The organism is Ralstonia edaphi, from assembly GCF_958350185.1.
In the GTDB taxonomy this organism is placed as follows: domain Bacteria; phylum Pseudomonadota; class Gammaproteobacteria; order Burkholderiales; family Burkholderiaceae; genus Ralstonia; species Ralstonia edaphi.
On sequence record NZ_CATWHI010000004.1, the window covers coordinates 95,109 to 110,176 of the forward strand.

At 65.1% G+C, this 15,068-nt stretch carries 15 protein-coding genes; 8 read left to right on the forward strand and 7 right to left on the reverse strand.

The window, feature by feature from the left end:
- Positions 1 to 16: 16 nt before the first annotated feature.
- Positions 17 to 1,342, forward strand: a complete 1,326-nt coding sequence (locus tag R2669_RS15265; RefSeq protein WP_316900995.1) for an NAD(P)/FAD-dependent oxidoreductase — start codon at positions 17 to 19, stop codon at positions 1,340 to 1,342.
- Between the two features lie 38 nt (positions 1,343 to 1,380).
- Here the strand turns inward: R2669_RS15265 and R2669_RS15270 are convergent, their stop codons facing one another.
- Together R2669_RS15270 and R2669_RS15275 are read right to left on the reverse strand one after the other, a co-directional pair.
- Positions 1,381 to 2,574, reverse strand: coding sequence for an amidohydrolase (locus R2669_RS15270; RefSeq protein WP_316900997.1), 1,194 nt, complete (start codon positions 2,572 to 2,574; stop codon positions 1,381 to 1,383).
- Positions 2,571 to 3,269, reverse strand: coding sequence for an HAD-IA family hydrolase (locus R2669_RS15275; RefSeq protein ID WP_316900999.1), 699 nt, complete (start codon positions 3,267 to 3,269; stop codon positions 2,571 to 2,573). The genes R2669_RS15270 and R2669_RS15275 overlap by 4 nt, the downstream gene beginning before the upstream one ends.
- 324 nt (positions 3,270 to 3,593) lie before the next feature.
- On the opposite strand from R2669_RS15275, the gene R2669_RS15280 reads away from it, so the two are divergent.
- The 4 genes from R2669_RS15280 to R2669_RS15295 all read left to right on the forward strand — a co-directional run bounded on the left by R2669_RS15280 (position 3,594) and on the right by R2669_RS15295 (position 5,808).
- Positions 3,594 to 3,923 (forward strand): DMT family transporter, encoded by a 330-nt coding sequence (locus R2669_RS15280; protein ID WP_024541774.1) that lies wholly within the window; start codon positions 3,594 to 3,596, stop codon positions 3,921 to 3,923.
- Between the two features lie 19 nt (positions 3,924 to 3,942).
- Positions 3,943 to 4,587: an FMN-dependent NADH-azoreductase gene (locus tag R2669_RS15285; protein WP_316901001.1), complete on the forward strand. Its 645-nt coding sequence runs from the start codon at positions 3,943 to 3,945 to the stop codon at positions 4,585 to 4,587.
- Positions 4,588 to 4,661: 74 nt separating this feature from the next.
- Positions 4,662 to 5,099, forward strand: coding sequence for an Rrf2 family transcriptional regulator (locus R2669_RS15290; RefSeq protein WP_316890776.1), 438 nt, complete (start codon positions 4,662 to 4,664; stop codon positions 5,097 to 5,099).
- A 97-nt stretch (positions 5,100 to 5,196) separates the two neighbouring features.
- Positions 5,197 to 5,808: an NAD(P)-dependent oxidoreductase gene (locus tag R2669_RS15295; protein ID WP_316901003.1), complete on the forward strand. Its 612-nt coding sequence runs from the start codon at positions 5,197 to 5,199 to the stop codon at positions 5,806 to 5,808.
- 36 nt (positions 5,809 to 5,844) lie between these two features.
- Here the strand turns inward: R2669_RS15295 and R2669_RS15300 are convergent, their stop codons facing one another.
- Entirely contained in the window at positions 5,845 to 7,332 is a 1,488-nt protein-coding gene (locus tag R2669_RS15300) for an ATP-binding protein (RefSeq protein ID WP_316901004.1), read from the reverse strand.
- Positions 7,329 to 8,006 carry a response regulator gene (locus R2669_RS15305; protein ID WP_004631528.1) on the reverse strand — a complete coding sequence of 226 codons (678 nt, stop codon included), beginning with the start codon at positions 8,004 to 8,006 and terminating at the stop codon, positions 7,329 to 7,331. Before R2669_RS15305 ends, R2669_RS15300 begins: the two co-directional genes overlap by 4 nt.
- Before the next feature lie 234 nt (positions 8,007 to 8,240).
- Here R2669_RS15305 and R2669_RS15310 point away from each other — a divergent pair, with 234 nt between their 5' ends.
- The 3 genes from R2669_RS15310 (at position 8,241) to R2669_RS15320 (ending at position 11,989) form a co-directional block, all read left to right on the forward strand.
- Positions 8,241 to 9,560 carry an Nramp family divalent metal transporter gene (locus R2669_RS15310; protein ID WP_316901007.1) on the forward strand — a complete coding sequence of 440 codons (1,320 nt, stop codon included), beginning with the start codon at positions 8,241 to 8,243 and terminating at the stop codon, positions 9,558 to 9,560.
- 141 nt (positions 9,561 to 9,701) lie between these two features.
- A complete protein-coding gene (locus R2669_RS15315) occupies positions 9,702 to 10,802 on the forward strand; it encodes a GGDEF domain-containing protein (protein WP_316901009.1) in 1,101 nt (366 codons plus the stop codon).
- A 53-nt stretch (positions 10,803 to 10,855) separates the two neighbouring features.
- On the forward strand, positions 10,856 to 11,989 hold the full coding sequence (locus R2669_RS15320) for a mechanosensitive ion channel family protein (RefSeq protein ID WP_316901011.1): 1,134 nt from the start codon (positions 10,856 to 10,858) through the stop codon (positions 11,987 to 11,989).
- Here the strand turns inward: R2669_RS15320 and R2669_RS15325 are convergent.
- The 3 genes from R2669_RS15325 to R2669_RS15335 are packed head-to-tail and all read right to left on the reverse strand — an operon-like array spanning position 11,979 to position 15,060.
- Positions 11,979 to 12,866 carry a hypothetical protein gene (locus tag R2669_RS15325; protein WP_316901013.1) on the reverse strand — a complete coding sequence of 296 codons (888 nt, stop codon included), beginning with the start codon at positions 12,864 to 12,866 and terminating at the stop codon, positions 11,979 to 11,981. The two genes, R2669_RS15320 and R2669_RS15325, sit on opposite strands and share 11 nt — an antisense overlap.
- Before the next feature lie 2 nt (positions 12,867 to 12,868).
- Positions 12,869 to 14,584 (reverse strand): DUF2334 domain-containing protein, encoded by a 1,716-nt coding sequence (locus R2669_RS15330; protein WP_147215356.1) that lies wholly within the window; start codon positions 14,582 to 14,584, stop codon positions 12,869 to 12,871.
- A gap of 23 nt (positions 14,585 to 14,607) precedes the next feature.
- A complete protein-coding gene (locus R2669_RS15335; RefSeq protein ID WP_147215358.1) occupies positions 14,608 to 15,060 on the reverse strand; it encodes a hypothetical protein in 453 nt (150 codons plus the stop codon).
- Between the last annotated feature and the right edge of the window lie 8 nt (positions 15,061 to 15,068).

Sequence of the window (15,068 nt, forward strand, 5' to 3'; positions counted from 1 at the left end):
ACGAGGAAAGCGAGTCATGTCTCAACCGTTGCGCCACATCGAGAGCGCCTCTTCCCTTCCAGCGCAGGCCGACGTCGTCGTGATCGGCGGCGGCATCATCGGCGTCTTTGCTGCTTACTACCTGGCCAGGCGCGGCGTGTCGGTGGCCGTGGTCGAAAAAGGCCGCATCGGGGCCGAGCAGTCGAGCCGCAATTGGGGCTGGTGCCGACAGCAAAACCGCGATGCGCGCGAGCTGCCGATGGCCACAAAGAGCCTCGAACTGTGGGAGCAGTTTGCCGCCGACACGGGCGAAGATACGGGTTTCCGCCGCTGCGGCCTGCTCTATCTCAGCAACGACGAAGAAGAACTTGCCCGCTGGACGAAGTGGCGCGATTTCGCGAAGACGGCTGGCGTGACCACGCACATGCTGAGCAGCCAAGAAGCGTCCGAGCGGGGGCGGCTCACTGGTCGCGCGTGGAAGGGTGGCGTGTTCTCACCGAGCGACGGCACGGCCGACCCTGCCAAGGCGGCGCCAGCAGTGGCCGCTGCGCTCATGAAGCGCGGCGGCACCGTGCACCAGAACTGCGCTGCACGCGGCATTGAGATCGAGGGCGGCCGCGTGAGCGGCGTCGTCACGGAAGCCGGAACCATCAAGACCCGCACTGTGGTGTTTGCAGGCGGCGCGTGGGCATCGTCGTTCTGTCGCCAATTGGGCATTCGTTTTCCGCAGGCGACCGTTCGCCAGTCCATCGTGCGTGTGACGGGGGTGACCGAACCGGTGCCTGACGCTCTGCACACTGCACGCGTATCCATCACCCGCCGTAGCGATGGCAGTTACAACCTGGCCATCAGCGGACGCGGACGCGTGGACCCGACGGCACAGCTGCTGCGCTTCGCGCCGCAGTTTCTGCCGATGTTCGCCAAGCGCTGGCGCAATGTGTTCCCGGGCGGCCTGGAAGGCATTCGCGCAGGCCACGAAACACTCGCGCGGTGGCGGCTCGATGCCCCTACGCCCATGGAGCGCATGCGCATTCTCGACCCACGGCCCGATGCGGCAGCGGTCAAGCAAACCTACAACCGCGCCGTCGAACTGCTGCCGGTGCTGGGCCGAGCGGGCATCGCCAACGCCTGGGCCGGTTTCGTCGACAACACGCCGGACGGGGTGCCCGGTATCGGCGAGGTGCCGGAGATTCCTGGGTTCATTTTGGCCGCGGGCTTCTCGGGCCACGGCTTCGGTATCGGCCCCGGCGCCGGCCACCTGATTGCCGATCTGGTGACCGGCGAAAAGCCGATCTTCGACCCGGCCCCGTACGACCCGGCGCGCTTCAAGCACTCGGCCTGGGGCAAGGTCGCGGATTTCTAAGGCCGCAATATCGGAAGGGCGACGCGCATGGCCGCAGTTCAAGAAGCAGATGGAACGGCGACCAATGCGCGACGGGCCACCTCGCAGAACCAGCGCACGCCCAGCGGCAACGCGTCGTCGTTGAAGTCGTAACACGGGTGGTGCAGCGGGTATTCGCCATCGGGGCCGGCATCGGCACGTCCCTGCCCGAGCCAGAGATAGGCGCCGGGCTTGCGCTGCAGCATGAAGGCAAAGTCTTCAGAGGTGAAGGCAGCGCGTGGCGCCTCTGCAGCCTCCAGGCCGATCGCCTGCGCCGCATCCAACGCGAGCAGCGCTTCGGCCCGCGTGTTGATGGTCGCCGGGTAATAGCGGCGGTAATCCACCTCTACCTGCGTGCCGCTGCCCAGCGCGATGCCGTTGGCTGTGTCCCGCAGCGCCGCCTCGATGCGATCCTGCGATACCGCATCGAAGCTGCGTACGGTGCCGGTGATGCGCACCTCGGCCGGCAGCACGTTGTGGCTGTGCCCACCTTCGATGCGTGTGACGGACAACACCGCCGATTCGTTTGGATCGATCCGGCGCGACACGATGGTGTGCAGTTGCGCCACCAGCTGGCTGGCGGCGAGGATGGCATCCGGCGTGTGGTGAGGCTGGGCCGCATGTCCGCCACGTCCGCGCACGGTGATGTCGAACCGGTCTGCCGCCGCCATGATCGGGCCGGGCCGTGTCTGCGCATGACCGAGCGGCAGATCCGGCCAGTTGTGCAGCGCATAGACGCTGTCGCACGGAAAACGCTCGAACAGGCCGTCTTCGATCATCCGGCGCGCGCCGGCCTGGCCCTCTTCGGCCGGCTGGAAGATGAAGTGGACCGTGCCGTCCACGCCCGTTCGCGCAAGCTCGCGGGCAGCGCCGATCAGCATGCTGGTGTGCCCGTCATGCCCGCAGCCGTGGTGCTTGCCCTGCATGCGGCTCGCGTGCGCTGTGCGGCCCAGCTCCACCATCGGCAACGCGTCCATGTCGGCGCGCAGCGCAACGCTGCGCGTGCCCCGGCCGCCACGCAGCGTGCCCACCACGCCGGTGCCGCCGATGCCTTCTTCCACCGCCAGACCTAGCACACGCAGCGACTGCGCGACGATGCCCGCCGTGCGGTGTTCTTCGTAGGCGAGTTCCGGATTCGCATGCAGATCGCGGCGCAGGGCCACGAGGTCCGGCAGCAGATCGGCGACCGGCCCGGCAATGTCGTCGCGCTTCATTCTCCAGCCTCGACCGCATCGGCCAACTGGGCGAGCGTATGGAAGTGGTAATCCGGCACGGTGTGCTCGGATTCGATGGTGCCGCCGGAATCTTTCATGCCGTGCCGGCGCTCGATCCAGCAGGTGGTGATGCCGAGGCGTTTCGAGATGCCGATGTCGTGGTACTGGCTCTGCGCCACGTGCAGGTTGTCGGCCTGCTTGAAGCCCCACGCGCCTTCATAGCGGCCGCGTGCATAGGCAAAATACTGCGCATCGGGCTTTTCGCACAGGGCATCGTCGCAGCTGAGCAGCAGGTCGAACGGGGCGCCCAGCGTCCGCTGGAAATGATCGAGCGCCCATGATTGCGCGTTGGTCATGGTGACGAGCTTGAAACGCTTGCCCAACCGCTGCAGCGCCTCCACCGAATCGGGAAACGCCGGCCATTCGGCTACCGAATCGCGAAAGCCGCGCGCCAGCGCATCGGTATCGGGCAAGCCAAGCTGCTGCGCGACGATGTGCCAGCACGGCACCAGGTCGTCGGGGTACCACTCGGTCTGGCCGCGTTTGCGCGCGGCCCGGTAGGCGCCAAGAAAATCCTCGTCGGCGACCTTGCTGTCGGGCACCGCACGGCGCAGGTAGGCGAGCATGCCGCCCTCGAAATCGATCAACGTTCCGACGACGTCGAAAGTCAGCACTTTGAAATCCCGAAGGGCCATGACAACGCTCCTGAATGGTTGAACGCCAGAATGAATCCAAGGGTGGCGGCAAGCCGCCTTGCATGGCGTCTAGCTTAGGAGCAGCGGTGCCGACGATGGTGCCGATCGGGCGCCGCGACACGGCAGCGAATTGCGTTTTTGCCGACGCGGCGCACAGATCGTTTGGTGGGCGCCCGGACGCCCGGATGCCCTGACACCCATACCCGCGCCGCCCATGGTGGTTACCTCCAGGTGCGTACTTGTTGCCGCACCGCACCGTCCTTACTCTGGGTGCATCGCAACGCATCCGCTTGCCGGCCCGGCAGCGGACATCTCGGAGGTCCCATGCTTCAAACCGCCTGGCTCTGGCTGCTGGCAGCCGGGGCTGTGGAGATCGCCATGGCGGTCTCGCTCAAATTTGCGCAAGGGTGGACGCGCCCCATCCCCAGCGTGCTCGGCATCGTGACGGCGCTTGCGAGCGTCTTCCTGCTCACGCATGCCATGCGCGGCCTGCCCGCCGGCACGGCCTACGCCATCTGGACGGGCATCGGCTCGGTGGGCGTGACGGTGCTGGGCATCGTGCTCTTTGGCGAGAGCATGCAGCCCGCGCGCCTGGCCTGCATCGGGCTGGTGATTGCCGGCACGGTGGGCCTCAACTTCTTCAACGCTGCGTAAAACGTATCAGGAGCCCATCATGACCCGCCTGCTTTATATCGAAGCTTCACCCATGAAAACGCTGTCCCACTCCATCGACGTGGCCAAGCATTTTCTCGACGCGTACCGCACCGGGCATCCCGGCCACGAGATGGACACGATCGACTTGTGGAGCCGGGACATCGACCTGCCCGAGTTCGACGCCGACATGATCGGCGCCAAGTTTGCCGTCTTGCGCACCCAGAGCGCGACGCCGGAGCAGCGTGCGCAATGGCAGCGCGCCGTGGCGCTAGCGCAGCGGTTCAACGCGGCCGACCATTACCTCTTTTCCGTACCGATGTGGAATTTCGGTGTGCCGTATCGGCTCAAGCACTTCATTGATGTGGTGACGCTGCCGGGGCAGAACTGGAACTGGTCGCCCGCCACGGGCTATCAGGCGCTGCTCTCGGGCAAGAAGGCGGCGCTCATCTACGCCAGCGCTGGGGCGTACGCCGCACACACGGAGGGTGCCAGCGAATCGCCGGACGATTTCCAGAAGCCCTATCTGCGCCGCTGGCTCCGTTTTCTCGGCATTGAAGACGTGACCGAAATCAGCGCCGCCCCCACGCTCACGGCGCCCGATCTGCTGGCGGCGACCAAGGCCGATGCCAAAGCGCGGGCGGCGGCATTGGGCGCAGCCTTCTGAAATGCACGTCTGATTGCCGGGTTGACTGCGCGCCAAAGTGTATCTAAAATGGTTACACTTTGGCGCCTAACTCCATGTCTACCAGCAGCCGCTTTGCCGTCGCCGTGCATATCCTCACCCTGCTTGCCAGCGCGGAGGGGCCGGTGCCGTCTTCGCTCATTGCTGGCAGCGTGGGCACGAACCCGGCGCTGATCCGGCGTCTGGTGGCGCAGTTGGCGGACGCTGGCTTTGTGACCTCGCAGATGGGCGCAACAGGCGGCGCCACGCTGGCGCGGCCGGCAGATCGCATCACGCTGCTCGACGTCTTTCGTGTGGTGGAATCTCCGGTGCTGATTGCGCTGCCGCCCAACACGCCCAACCCGGCGTGCGAGGTCGGCCGCGAGATCACCGGCGTGCTGGAGCGCGTGACGGAGCGCGCGCAGGCCGCGCTGGAAGCCGAGCTGGCTGCGCAGACCATCGCCAGCATTCTCAGCGAGGTAGGGCACGCGCAGCGCCGCCGCCGTCGGGCCTAGCCGGGCCGCATGTCGGCCTATTTTTTTATCCCTATATGTAACTGAATTAATTACATATAACGTTTCAACCACCCAGACCAACCACAAGGAATTGACCATGAAGATCGCAATCATCGGCGCCACGGGGCGCGTGGGCACCCGCCTGATCGACGAAGCGCTGCGCCGCGGCCACCAGGTGACGGCCATTGCGCGCACCGCCTCGAAGCTGCCGGCGCGTGCCGGCCTGACGACCAAGGATGTCGACGTGGCTGACCAGGCGGCGCTCGTGGCCGCGCTTGCCGGCAACGATGTGGCCTACAGCACCGTGCGTTTCCTGCAGGCCAATGCCGACCAGATCGTGGGGGCGGTGAAGAAGGCCGCCGTGCCGCGCCTGCTGGTCGTGGGTGGCGCCGGCAGCCTCGAAGTGGCACCGGGCGTCGCGCTGATCGACACGCCGCAGTTTCCCAAAGAGTACTTTGAAGAAGCCTCGGCCGGCCGCGATTTCCTCAATGCGCTGCGCAAGGAAACCGAGCTGAACTGGACGTTCGTTTCGCCGTCGGCCATTTTCGAGCCGGGCGAGCGCACGGGGCGCTTCCGCGTCGGCAAGGATTCGCTGCTGGTAGATGCGAACGGCAAGCCGTGGATCTCGATGGAGGACTACGCCATCGCCTTCCTCGACGAAACGGAAAAGCCGGCGCACCCGCGCCAGCGTTTCACGGTCGGTTACTGAGCCGAGGCAGGAGCGAAGGCACGGCCGGTACGCCAATCAATGGCTGGGCGTGTCGGCCATGCCGGGAGGCGCATCATCGGGCTCGATCGGCTCGGGCGCGGAATCCAGCGCAGGCAGGCGGATCACGATCGCGCAGCCCCTGCCTTCTGCGTGCACCAGGCCGTCTTCGATGGCCACCGAGCCATTCCCCAATTCAACGATGCGGCGCACGATCGCCAGGCCCAGGCCACTGCCCTGCGACTGGCTGGTACGCGGGCGGTAGAAACGCTCGAACACGCGATCGCGCTCGTCGGGCGGGATACCGGGGCCGGAATCTTCAATGCGCAGTTCGACCATCGGCGCGCCGGCTTGCTCGATGCGCTTGACGGCCACGCGCACCTCGCCACCGTTGGGTGTTTCGCGTACGGCGTTGTCGAGCACGTTCTCCACCAGCGTCGCGGCGTCTTCATGCGACACCGAAACCCACGCCTGGTTGGCGCCGTCGTACGACAGCGTGATGTTGCGACGTTCGGCGCGCGACGCCTGCTGGATCACGCCGCTGCGCGCGCAGCCGGCCAGGTCGGACAACGCGCCCTGCGCAAGTTGCGCCTCCACGCGGCGGGCGTCCAGACGCGCAATGGCGAGCAGCTTTGCCAGAGACTGCGTTGCGCGCGAGATGCCGCGATCAAATTCGCGCAGCGCGGTCGAACGATCGTCTTCGCTGTCGGAATGCGACACGACGTACGCTTGCGCCTGAATGGCGGCGAGCGGCGTGCGCAGTTCGTGCGCGGCATCGGCAAAGAAACGGCGGTCCGCCTCGATGCCGCGACGCACGCGCGCGAACAAGCCGTTCAAGGCTTCGACCAGCGGTTTCAGCTCCGCATGTTCCACGCTCTGCACGGGGTCGAGGTCGGCGGAGTCGCGCGCCTCGACCTGACGCGTCAGCGTGCGCAGGGGCTTGAGGCCCTGGTGCGCGGCCCAGCCGACCATCACCATCAGCGCGCTCGCCAGGATGGCCAGCGCTACCGCCACTTCCTGGAACAGATCGCGGATGGCGCGCTCGTAGGCCGTCAGCGGCTGCGCCACCGTGGCGGAAATCTTGCCGTCGACGCTGTCGACCGTGTAGCTGCGCCACGGCTTGCCTTCCAGCATGATCTCGACGACGGTGCCGTGCGCCTTGCCGCATGGCATGGTGGGCGCACCGGGCAACGCGGTGATGACGTTGCCGGCGCGATCGCACAGCACGTAGCGGAATTCGCCCGGCAGGATGTTGGGCAGCGACAAGCCCAGTTTGATGTCGGTGAGGCGGCGCAGGAATTCTTCGCGGCGCGGCACGTCATCCATGTTGAGCGTGGTGAGATCCGCATAGGCCTGCGCCGACATGCGCAGATCGCTCACCACCTGGCGGCTGTTGGTGCGCGAGATTTCCAGATGCGCGATGACGAGCTGCACCAGCAGCATCAACACCAGCGCCAGCAGGATCAGCACATACAGGCGAAACGACAGCGAGCGAACCCGCAGGATGGCTGGAACCGCCAGCTTCATTGGGCGGCCCCGCGGTTGCCGCCGATCATGTAGCCGACACCGCGAATGGTCTGGATGGTTTCGTTGCCGAGCTTGCGGCGCAGGTGGTGGATGACGACTTCGAGCGCGTTGGCGCTGACGCTGTCGCCCTCACGATAGAGCGCATCCATCAGCGTTTCGCGCGGCACCCAGCGGTGGGCGCGACGCACAAGTTCAAGCAGCAGCTGATATTCGCGCGGCGTGAGTTCGATGACCTGGCCCTCTTGCGTCACGCGCTTCTGCGAGGGCTCCACCACCAGGTTGCCGACGTTCCACTGATTGGTGCTCTGCCCGGCATGGCGACGCAGCACGGCGCGCAGGCGGGCGATGAGTTCGTCCACGGGAAACGGCTTGACCAGAAAATCGTCCGCGCCGGAATCGAGTCCCTTCAGGCGTTCCGACAGCGCATCGCGCGCGCTCGCAATGATGACGGGCACGTCGCTGTGCGCCGCGCGCAGTTCTTCCAGGAACGTATGGCCCTCACCATCGGGCAAACCCAGGTCGAGCACGATGGCTTCGAAGGTGTTCGTGGTGATCCATTTCTGCGCGTCGACCAGGCGGCGCACCCAGGTCGCGTTGTAGCCGGCCTGACGCAGCGCGCGGGCCAGCGCAGTGCCCAGCGGCAAATCGTCTTCGATAAGGAGGATGGCGTTCATGCGCGGGAATCTCGGCGGCGGTAATGACGGTAAACGGACAACCGGCACCTGGAAAACAGGCGCCGGCGAAGGTCGAAATCTACCGCAACGGACTGAGCTTTGCCTTAAATGTGTGGAGACACGTGACGAGGAAGTCGCCCCACGAACACATACCGGACGCGGCGTCGGGCGTGCAACGCGGTATTTAGCTATCATTCCGAAATTCCGATTGCATTTTCCTTAAAGCCACCGCGCATGTTCCGCCTGCCCACCACCGCCACCGCGCCCTTCTGTCCTTCAGAGGTGCGCGGCACCGTTGCCGTCCCGCCCGGCCTACCGCTGTGGAAGAAGCTGCTGCGCTTTGCGGGGCCCGGGCTGCTGGTGTCGGTCGGCTATATGGACCCGGGCAACTGGGCCACCGACATCGAAGCCGGTTCGCGCTACGGTTATGCGCTGCTATTCGTGGTGGTGCTCTCCAGCCTGGCGGCGATGGTGCTGCAGTGCCTGTCAGCGCGGCTGGGCATCGTCACCGGCATGGACCTGGCGCGCGCGTCGCGCAACCGCTATCAGCCCGGCGCGTTGCGCGTGCAGTGGCTGCTGGCGGAGCTGTCCATCATTGCCTGCGACCTGGCCGAGGTGCTCGGTTGCGCGCTGGCCTTCCACCTCCTGCTGGGTGTGCCGATCCTCTGGGGCGTGGCGCTCACCGCGCTCGACACGCTGATCGTGCTGGGCCTGAAGGGCAAGAACTTCCGCCAGCTGGAAGCCATCGTGCTGGGGCTCATTCTGACGATCGGGCTGTGCTACTTCGTTGAACTGGTGCTCATCAAGCCGCATTGGCCTTCGGTGGCGGCCGGGCTGATGCCGTCGTGGCAGGCCGTGAGCCAGCGCGAGCCGCTGTACCTGGCGATCGGCATCCTGGGCGCGACGGTGATGCCGCACAACCTGTACCTGCATTCATCCATCGTGCAGACCCGCATGACGGCCAGCACGGAAGCCGCCAAGCGCGAGGCCATCGGCCTGTCGCGGCTGGACACCATCGTGTCGCTGGGGCTGGCGCTGCTCGTGAACGGCGCGATCCTGATCCTGGCCGCAGCGGCATTCAACGCGCATGGCCATCAGAACGTGGCGGACATCCAGGATGCCTATCACCTGCTGGAGCCCATCGTGGGGACGGCGCTGGCGGGGTTGCTGTTCGGTATCGCGTTGCTGGCGGCGGGGCAAAGCTCGACCTTTACCGGCACCATCGCGGGGCAAATCCTCATGGAGGGCTTCCTCGATTTGCGCATTCCCTGCTGGCAGCGGCGGTTGATCACGCGGGCCCTGGCGTTGATTCCCGCGTTCATCGGCGTGGCGATGCTGGGCGACCACGCCATCGGCAAGCTGCTGGTCATCAGTCAGGTGGTGCTCGGCCTGCAGTTGCCGTTTGCGATGTTTCCGCTGATCCGCATGACGGGCGACCGCACGCTGATGGGCGTGTTTGTGAGCAGCCGATTCACGTCGTGGCTGGCGTGGACGTTATTCATCGGCATCAGCGTCGCCAATGTGTGGCTGGTGTGGCAGGTGCTGGCAGGCTGATACGCACCTTGCGGGATTCCCGCACTAAAAATCCGCGCACGGGGTGGGCCGCCGCCATTAGAATGCGCGCTTTGTTGCGTAATCCGGCCACGCCCGCGCCCGCATCATCCCGTCGCGTCAGAAGGCCTTTCTTGTCCTGCCTTGAGCGCGAACCTGCCCACCGCCTCCGACCTGCCCGACGCCCGCACGCCCTCGCGTGACTATCAGGCGCGCCATTTCGTGCCGATGATCCTCGCGCTGAGCAAATGCGGCGTGCTCGGTTACGCCTTCGCGATCATGCTCGGCTGGTCGGTCGGGCTGTTGCCTCGGCCCGAGCCGCTGCTTGCGCTGCTCGGGCTGCTGTTGGCGATCGTGGTGATCGCACAGCGGTATCGGCATACCGGCATGTGGGGGCCGCTGGCGCTGACGCACCTGCTGGCAGAGGAAATCGCCATCATCGCGTTCGGTCATCAGGCGGGGCTTCAATGGGTCCTGCCGGCGTTCTACCTGATGCCGCTTGCCACCAGCCCCGCGTGGCTCACCCGACGCGATTTCTGCATTGCCATGGCGCTGTGCACGGCCGGGCCCATCGTCGCGCTACTGATCGCGCCAGAACCCGCCGCGGCAATCCGCCACGGCTGGCTCGGTCTGGTGCTTTATCTGCCGATCTGCATTGCTGCAGCCGCGGTCATTCACCATTACCTGTTGCGCGCGATGGCCCGGCACTTCGCGGCCGAACGCAGCCTGGCCGAGCGCGCCAACACCGACCACCTGACCGGCATGCTCGCGCGGCAGCGCTTCTTTGAACTCGGCAGCTTCGCGGTCGAGCGCGCGCAGCATCATGGCGAGCCGCTGTGCGCGCTGTACCTCGACGTCGATCACTTCAAATCCATCAACGACACGTGGGGACACGCCGCCGGTGACGAAGCGCTCGTCGCACTCTCTGATGCGCTGGCGGGCGTGCTGCGTCCGGGCGATCTGTTCGGCCGTCTGGGTGGCGACGAATTCGCCGTGCTGCTACCCGGCTGCGGACTGACTGGCGCGCTTGCCGTGGTGGACCGGCTCAAGACTGCGGTGGCTGTCACGCAAACGCCCGTGGGGCCGCTGACTGTAAGCGCAGGGGCCGCACCGCTGCGCCCCGGGCAAGACCTTGCGCGCCTGCTGGCCGAAGCCGATCTCGGCCTGATGGAAGCCAAGCGTCAGGGTCGCAACCGCGTGTGTGTATCGACTGACGCCGACCCGGCGGCAGCGCTGCGGCCGTAGCGCAGGCACGCTATGTGCGGCGCAGCATCCGTGTTGTCTGCACGGAGAAACCCATGGAGTGGCTCAACGCCCACACCTTCCTGCGCGTGCCGGCCCGCGATTGGGCCGCCGCCACGTTGACTGTCATCGCCGCGTATGCAGTGCTCTCAAGCGTGTTGCGCCTCATCTGCAACCGCCTTGATGCGCGCGCCCGCCGTACCGGTCATCGCTTTGACATTCTCGTCACCGCAGTGCTGCGCGATACGCATCCGCTCTTCATTGCACTGGCCGCGTTGCTTGCCGGTTCGTACTTCATCGATCTGCCCACGCGCATTGCCAATAAGCTCGACCACATCTGGTTCGTCATCATCGGCTTTCAGATTGCACTGTGGCTCAACCGCGGCGTGAAGCTGTGGGCACGCGACCGGCTGTCGACACAGACCCACGCCACCCGCAACCCGGTGATCACGTCAATGACGGCGTGGGTGCTGCGGTTTGCGTTGTGGTCGATGCTGCTGCTGGCCATCCTCGCCAATGTCGGCGTCAACATCACGGCCTTCGTCGCCAGCCTGGGGGTGGGCGGCGTGGCGGTGGCGCTGGCGGTGCAGAGCATTTTGAGCGACCTGTTTGCGTCGCTGGCGATCGGGCTGGACAAGCCGTTCGAGATCGGCGACTTCATCGTCTTCGAATCGATCGCCGGCACGGTCCAGAACGTGGGGCTCAAGACCACCCGCATCCGCAGCCTGTCGGGCGAAGAGATCATCGCTTCCAACACGGCGCTGCTCAAGAGCACGATTCACAATTACAAACGGATGTCGGAACGACGCATCGTCTTCACCTTTGGGGTGACCTACGATGCGCGCGCCGCGCAGCTGCAGAAGATTCCGGACATCGTGCGCCGTGCCGTGGAAGCCGCGGGCAACACGCGCTTCGATCGCGCGCACTTCAAGGAGTTTGGCGAGAACGCGCTGAACTTCGAAGTCGTGTATTTCGTGACCGATCCGGACTTCAACCTGTACATGGATATCCAGCAGCGCATCAACCTGACGATCCTGGAAGGGCTGGAGAATCTGGGCACCTCGTTCGCCCTGCCCACGCGCACGATCCAGCTGGTGCGCCGTGACGGTGAGCCGGTCGGACCGGAAGAGCTTGCCGACCGCAAATCAACAGGCAGCAGCCAGCGCGTCAATGCGCGGGCTAGCGGCTGACCGCTGCAGGCATGCCGAGAAACGCCGCGTCGAGGCTGCGCCACAGGGGCCTGGAGCGCGGCACCATGTCCTGCCGGAAGTACCACCAGAAATACCCGCCCACAAACCGCGGATGCGTGATCGCAAGCCCGTAGTAATGCGCGACAAGCGCCGCCTTGCGTGCGGCATGCCGCGTACCGACTTCACCAAACCCGAGCGCGGCGTGCGGAAACAGTTCTCCCAGGCGGGCGAACACGGCGTTCCAATCGGGCGGCGCGATCTTGCAGTCGTCTTCATAGAAGCTGATGAACACGTAGTCCAGCCCATCGCGCAGGCGTGGCGGCAGGTTCCGCTGCACCCAATCGAACATCGCCCGTGACGGCTGTTCGGCGCATCCCTCGTTGTAGTAGAGCGTGAGCGCCGTGCGGCTACCGCCCGCTTTGATGACCTCGTAAGCGGCCATCGTCTTGTCGACGACGTCGCGCGTGGTGCCGGTCCAGTCGCCGTTGATTTCGTTGCCGATCTCCCAGACGTCGACGTTGCTGCCGAGCGCGTGCAGGTAAGCGGCGGCGCGCTCGCGCAGTTGCGGCGTGGTGTATTGCTTGAGCGTGGAGGAATCCACGAGCTCACCCATCACATATGCCACGTCGCGGATGGCGGCCACCGGCCCGACGTAATGCGGCGCATCCATGCCCTCATCGAAGACGACGCGCACCGTGGGCGTGCGCGACAGGTGCAACAGTGCATCAACCACAGCAGGCATGTTGTCCACCGCATCCACCGTCACGCCATACAAAGGCACAGGGCCGGGAGGCATGGCGCCCACCGGCCCTGCGGCTTCGGTGGATGCGCTCATGACCAGCATGGCTGCCGCCAGCAACAAGCGCATCCGGCACATCGTCACTTCACCGTGCTCGCATCCGCCCAGGTGTACCCCATGCTGGTGATACCCGTGATGATGGTCTGGAAGTCGGTATAGCCCGGTGTGCCCAGCTCCGGCTCCAGCCAGAACGGATGGAAGAAGAACGAGGCAAAGCCGTCGCGCACCACCTGTGCATACGTCGCATTGGTGAGGATGTCCTGCGCGGTGTACGTCAGGCAGGACGACGGATCGATATTGCAGATGTTGTATTCCACGTTGCCGAGGTTTTCCGGAATGATGCGTTGGTTGTAGTAGTCCTTCTGGATGATGTAGGGGAAGAACTGGCCGACCGAGAAATCATGCCCCGCGGTGCTCGAGTTCAAGGTCTGCGGATTATCGGATGTGTAATACACGACGCGCTGGTAAGTGTTCTTGAAGTACTGCGGCACGGCCTTGATGGACAGCGGAGACGATTGGTAATGCGGCGCCTCCCAGGCAAAGGGCGCATAGCCATTGAGCTGGAACTCCAGCAAGCCCGAAGACAATCGCCCAGCTGCCCATTGCGTCGAGTCCTCGTTCACCGGGCGGTTCTGCGTGGCGAGCCAGAATTCAAAGTCGTTTGCGCTGACCGCGTTGATGAGGTTCGGGATGTTGCTGTACTGGTGCGTGTAGCCGTGCATCAGGATCTTCCCGCCGCGCGGCAGTGCATGATTCAGCGCCGACTTGAGCCCCGTTGCATTGACCAGGTGGATCGTCTGCGACACGCCGCCGTTGTAGACGCCGTTCGGGTCCTTGTACAGCGGGATGGTGGCAATCGAGAACGGGATCTTCTTGCTGTAGAGGTAGTCCGTCAGCGTATTGATGGAGCTGACCGTGTTGGTGGCGTTGACGTCTTCCAGGCGCACCAGCGCGCGGTGCAGCGTAGGCGCGTTGGTACCGAGGATGTCATGCAGCATGTCGCACATCGCAAGGTAGCGGTCACGCGGCCCGATATACGAGAACGGCATGTCGGCCACGTACCAGAAGTTGCCTGAGCGGATGACGTACGGCGCTGTTTCCTGCGTCACGGAATTCTTGATCGTCACCACGCTGCTGGCCTTGGTGGGATCGGCCACCGACGTGACGCCAATGTCCGGATCCGCGCTGACCACGCCCGTCGTGGCATTGAAGGCGTAGTACTTCGTCATGGTCTGGTTCTTGTACGACACCGTATCGAAGAAGCCGGGATTCGGCGCGCTTGCCGACGGTGCGGCGTTCATGCCGCGCAGCCCGACAAAGTTGATGCCGTAACGCGACGTGAACGGATACGCCGTATTCCAGGCGAGCTCCCACAGGTTGTACTTGAACCACACCACGGTCTTCTGCGTGGTGGTCACATCCGAGAGGAACGCCGCCGGTATGGGGTTGTTGTAGTAACTCCCCATGTAGAAGATCGCGGTGTACTGCTCGGTCATGCCGGCCGTGTAGTTCTGCACGGGCAGCAGCGTGATGGTGGTGTTGAAGTGCGCGAGCAGGTTGTACAGCATGATCGCGTACGACTTGCCCAGGTTGGTGTACTGATCGTTTGGCGGCGCGTCGTACAACACCAGCATCGGCGCCGGCGTGCTCGTGGTTGTCGTGCCGCCCACCGTCACACAGATGGTTCCGAGCCCGATCGTGCAGGTGGCCGCCTGCGCTGGCCCTGTCAGCGATAGGCCGAGCAGGCCGCCCGCAAAGACGAGCGCGCACAGGAACTTACGAAGCAATGTCTTCATGATGACTCTCCGACTCATGGCAATCATGGGCGATAGAACGAGCCGTCCGCTTGGCGGTAGAGCCCGAGGTTGAAGTTGGGGCCACGATCGTGGCCGCGGTCTGTACCTGTCGTCTCGTTTTCCGGTATGCCGGGACGGACTTCAGTCATGACCACCGTGCGTGGCGGTGGGACGACCTGTCCGTTCTCATCCATGACGCCATAGCCGTAGGCGCGTCCGCCTCCGGTCACGGGCCGGGGTGTTGCTGTTGCAACAAAGGTGCGCTGCTCGGGTAACGCAGCCGTGGCCGTCGCCTTGGAAGACGCGGGGGGCGGAGCTTTCTTGTCCGTCTCGGCGCCCGGGCTGCGCTGGTCTGTCGCGCCGGTCACGATGGCGGGTATGCCGCCATCCCCGGCTCCCGGCGGCGCGACGATCAGCCAACCGGCGACAAGTGCGGAGGCAACCAACACGCCGCCCCCGATTTGCTTCGCTTTCATCAAAGCCT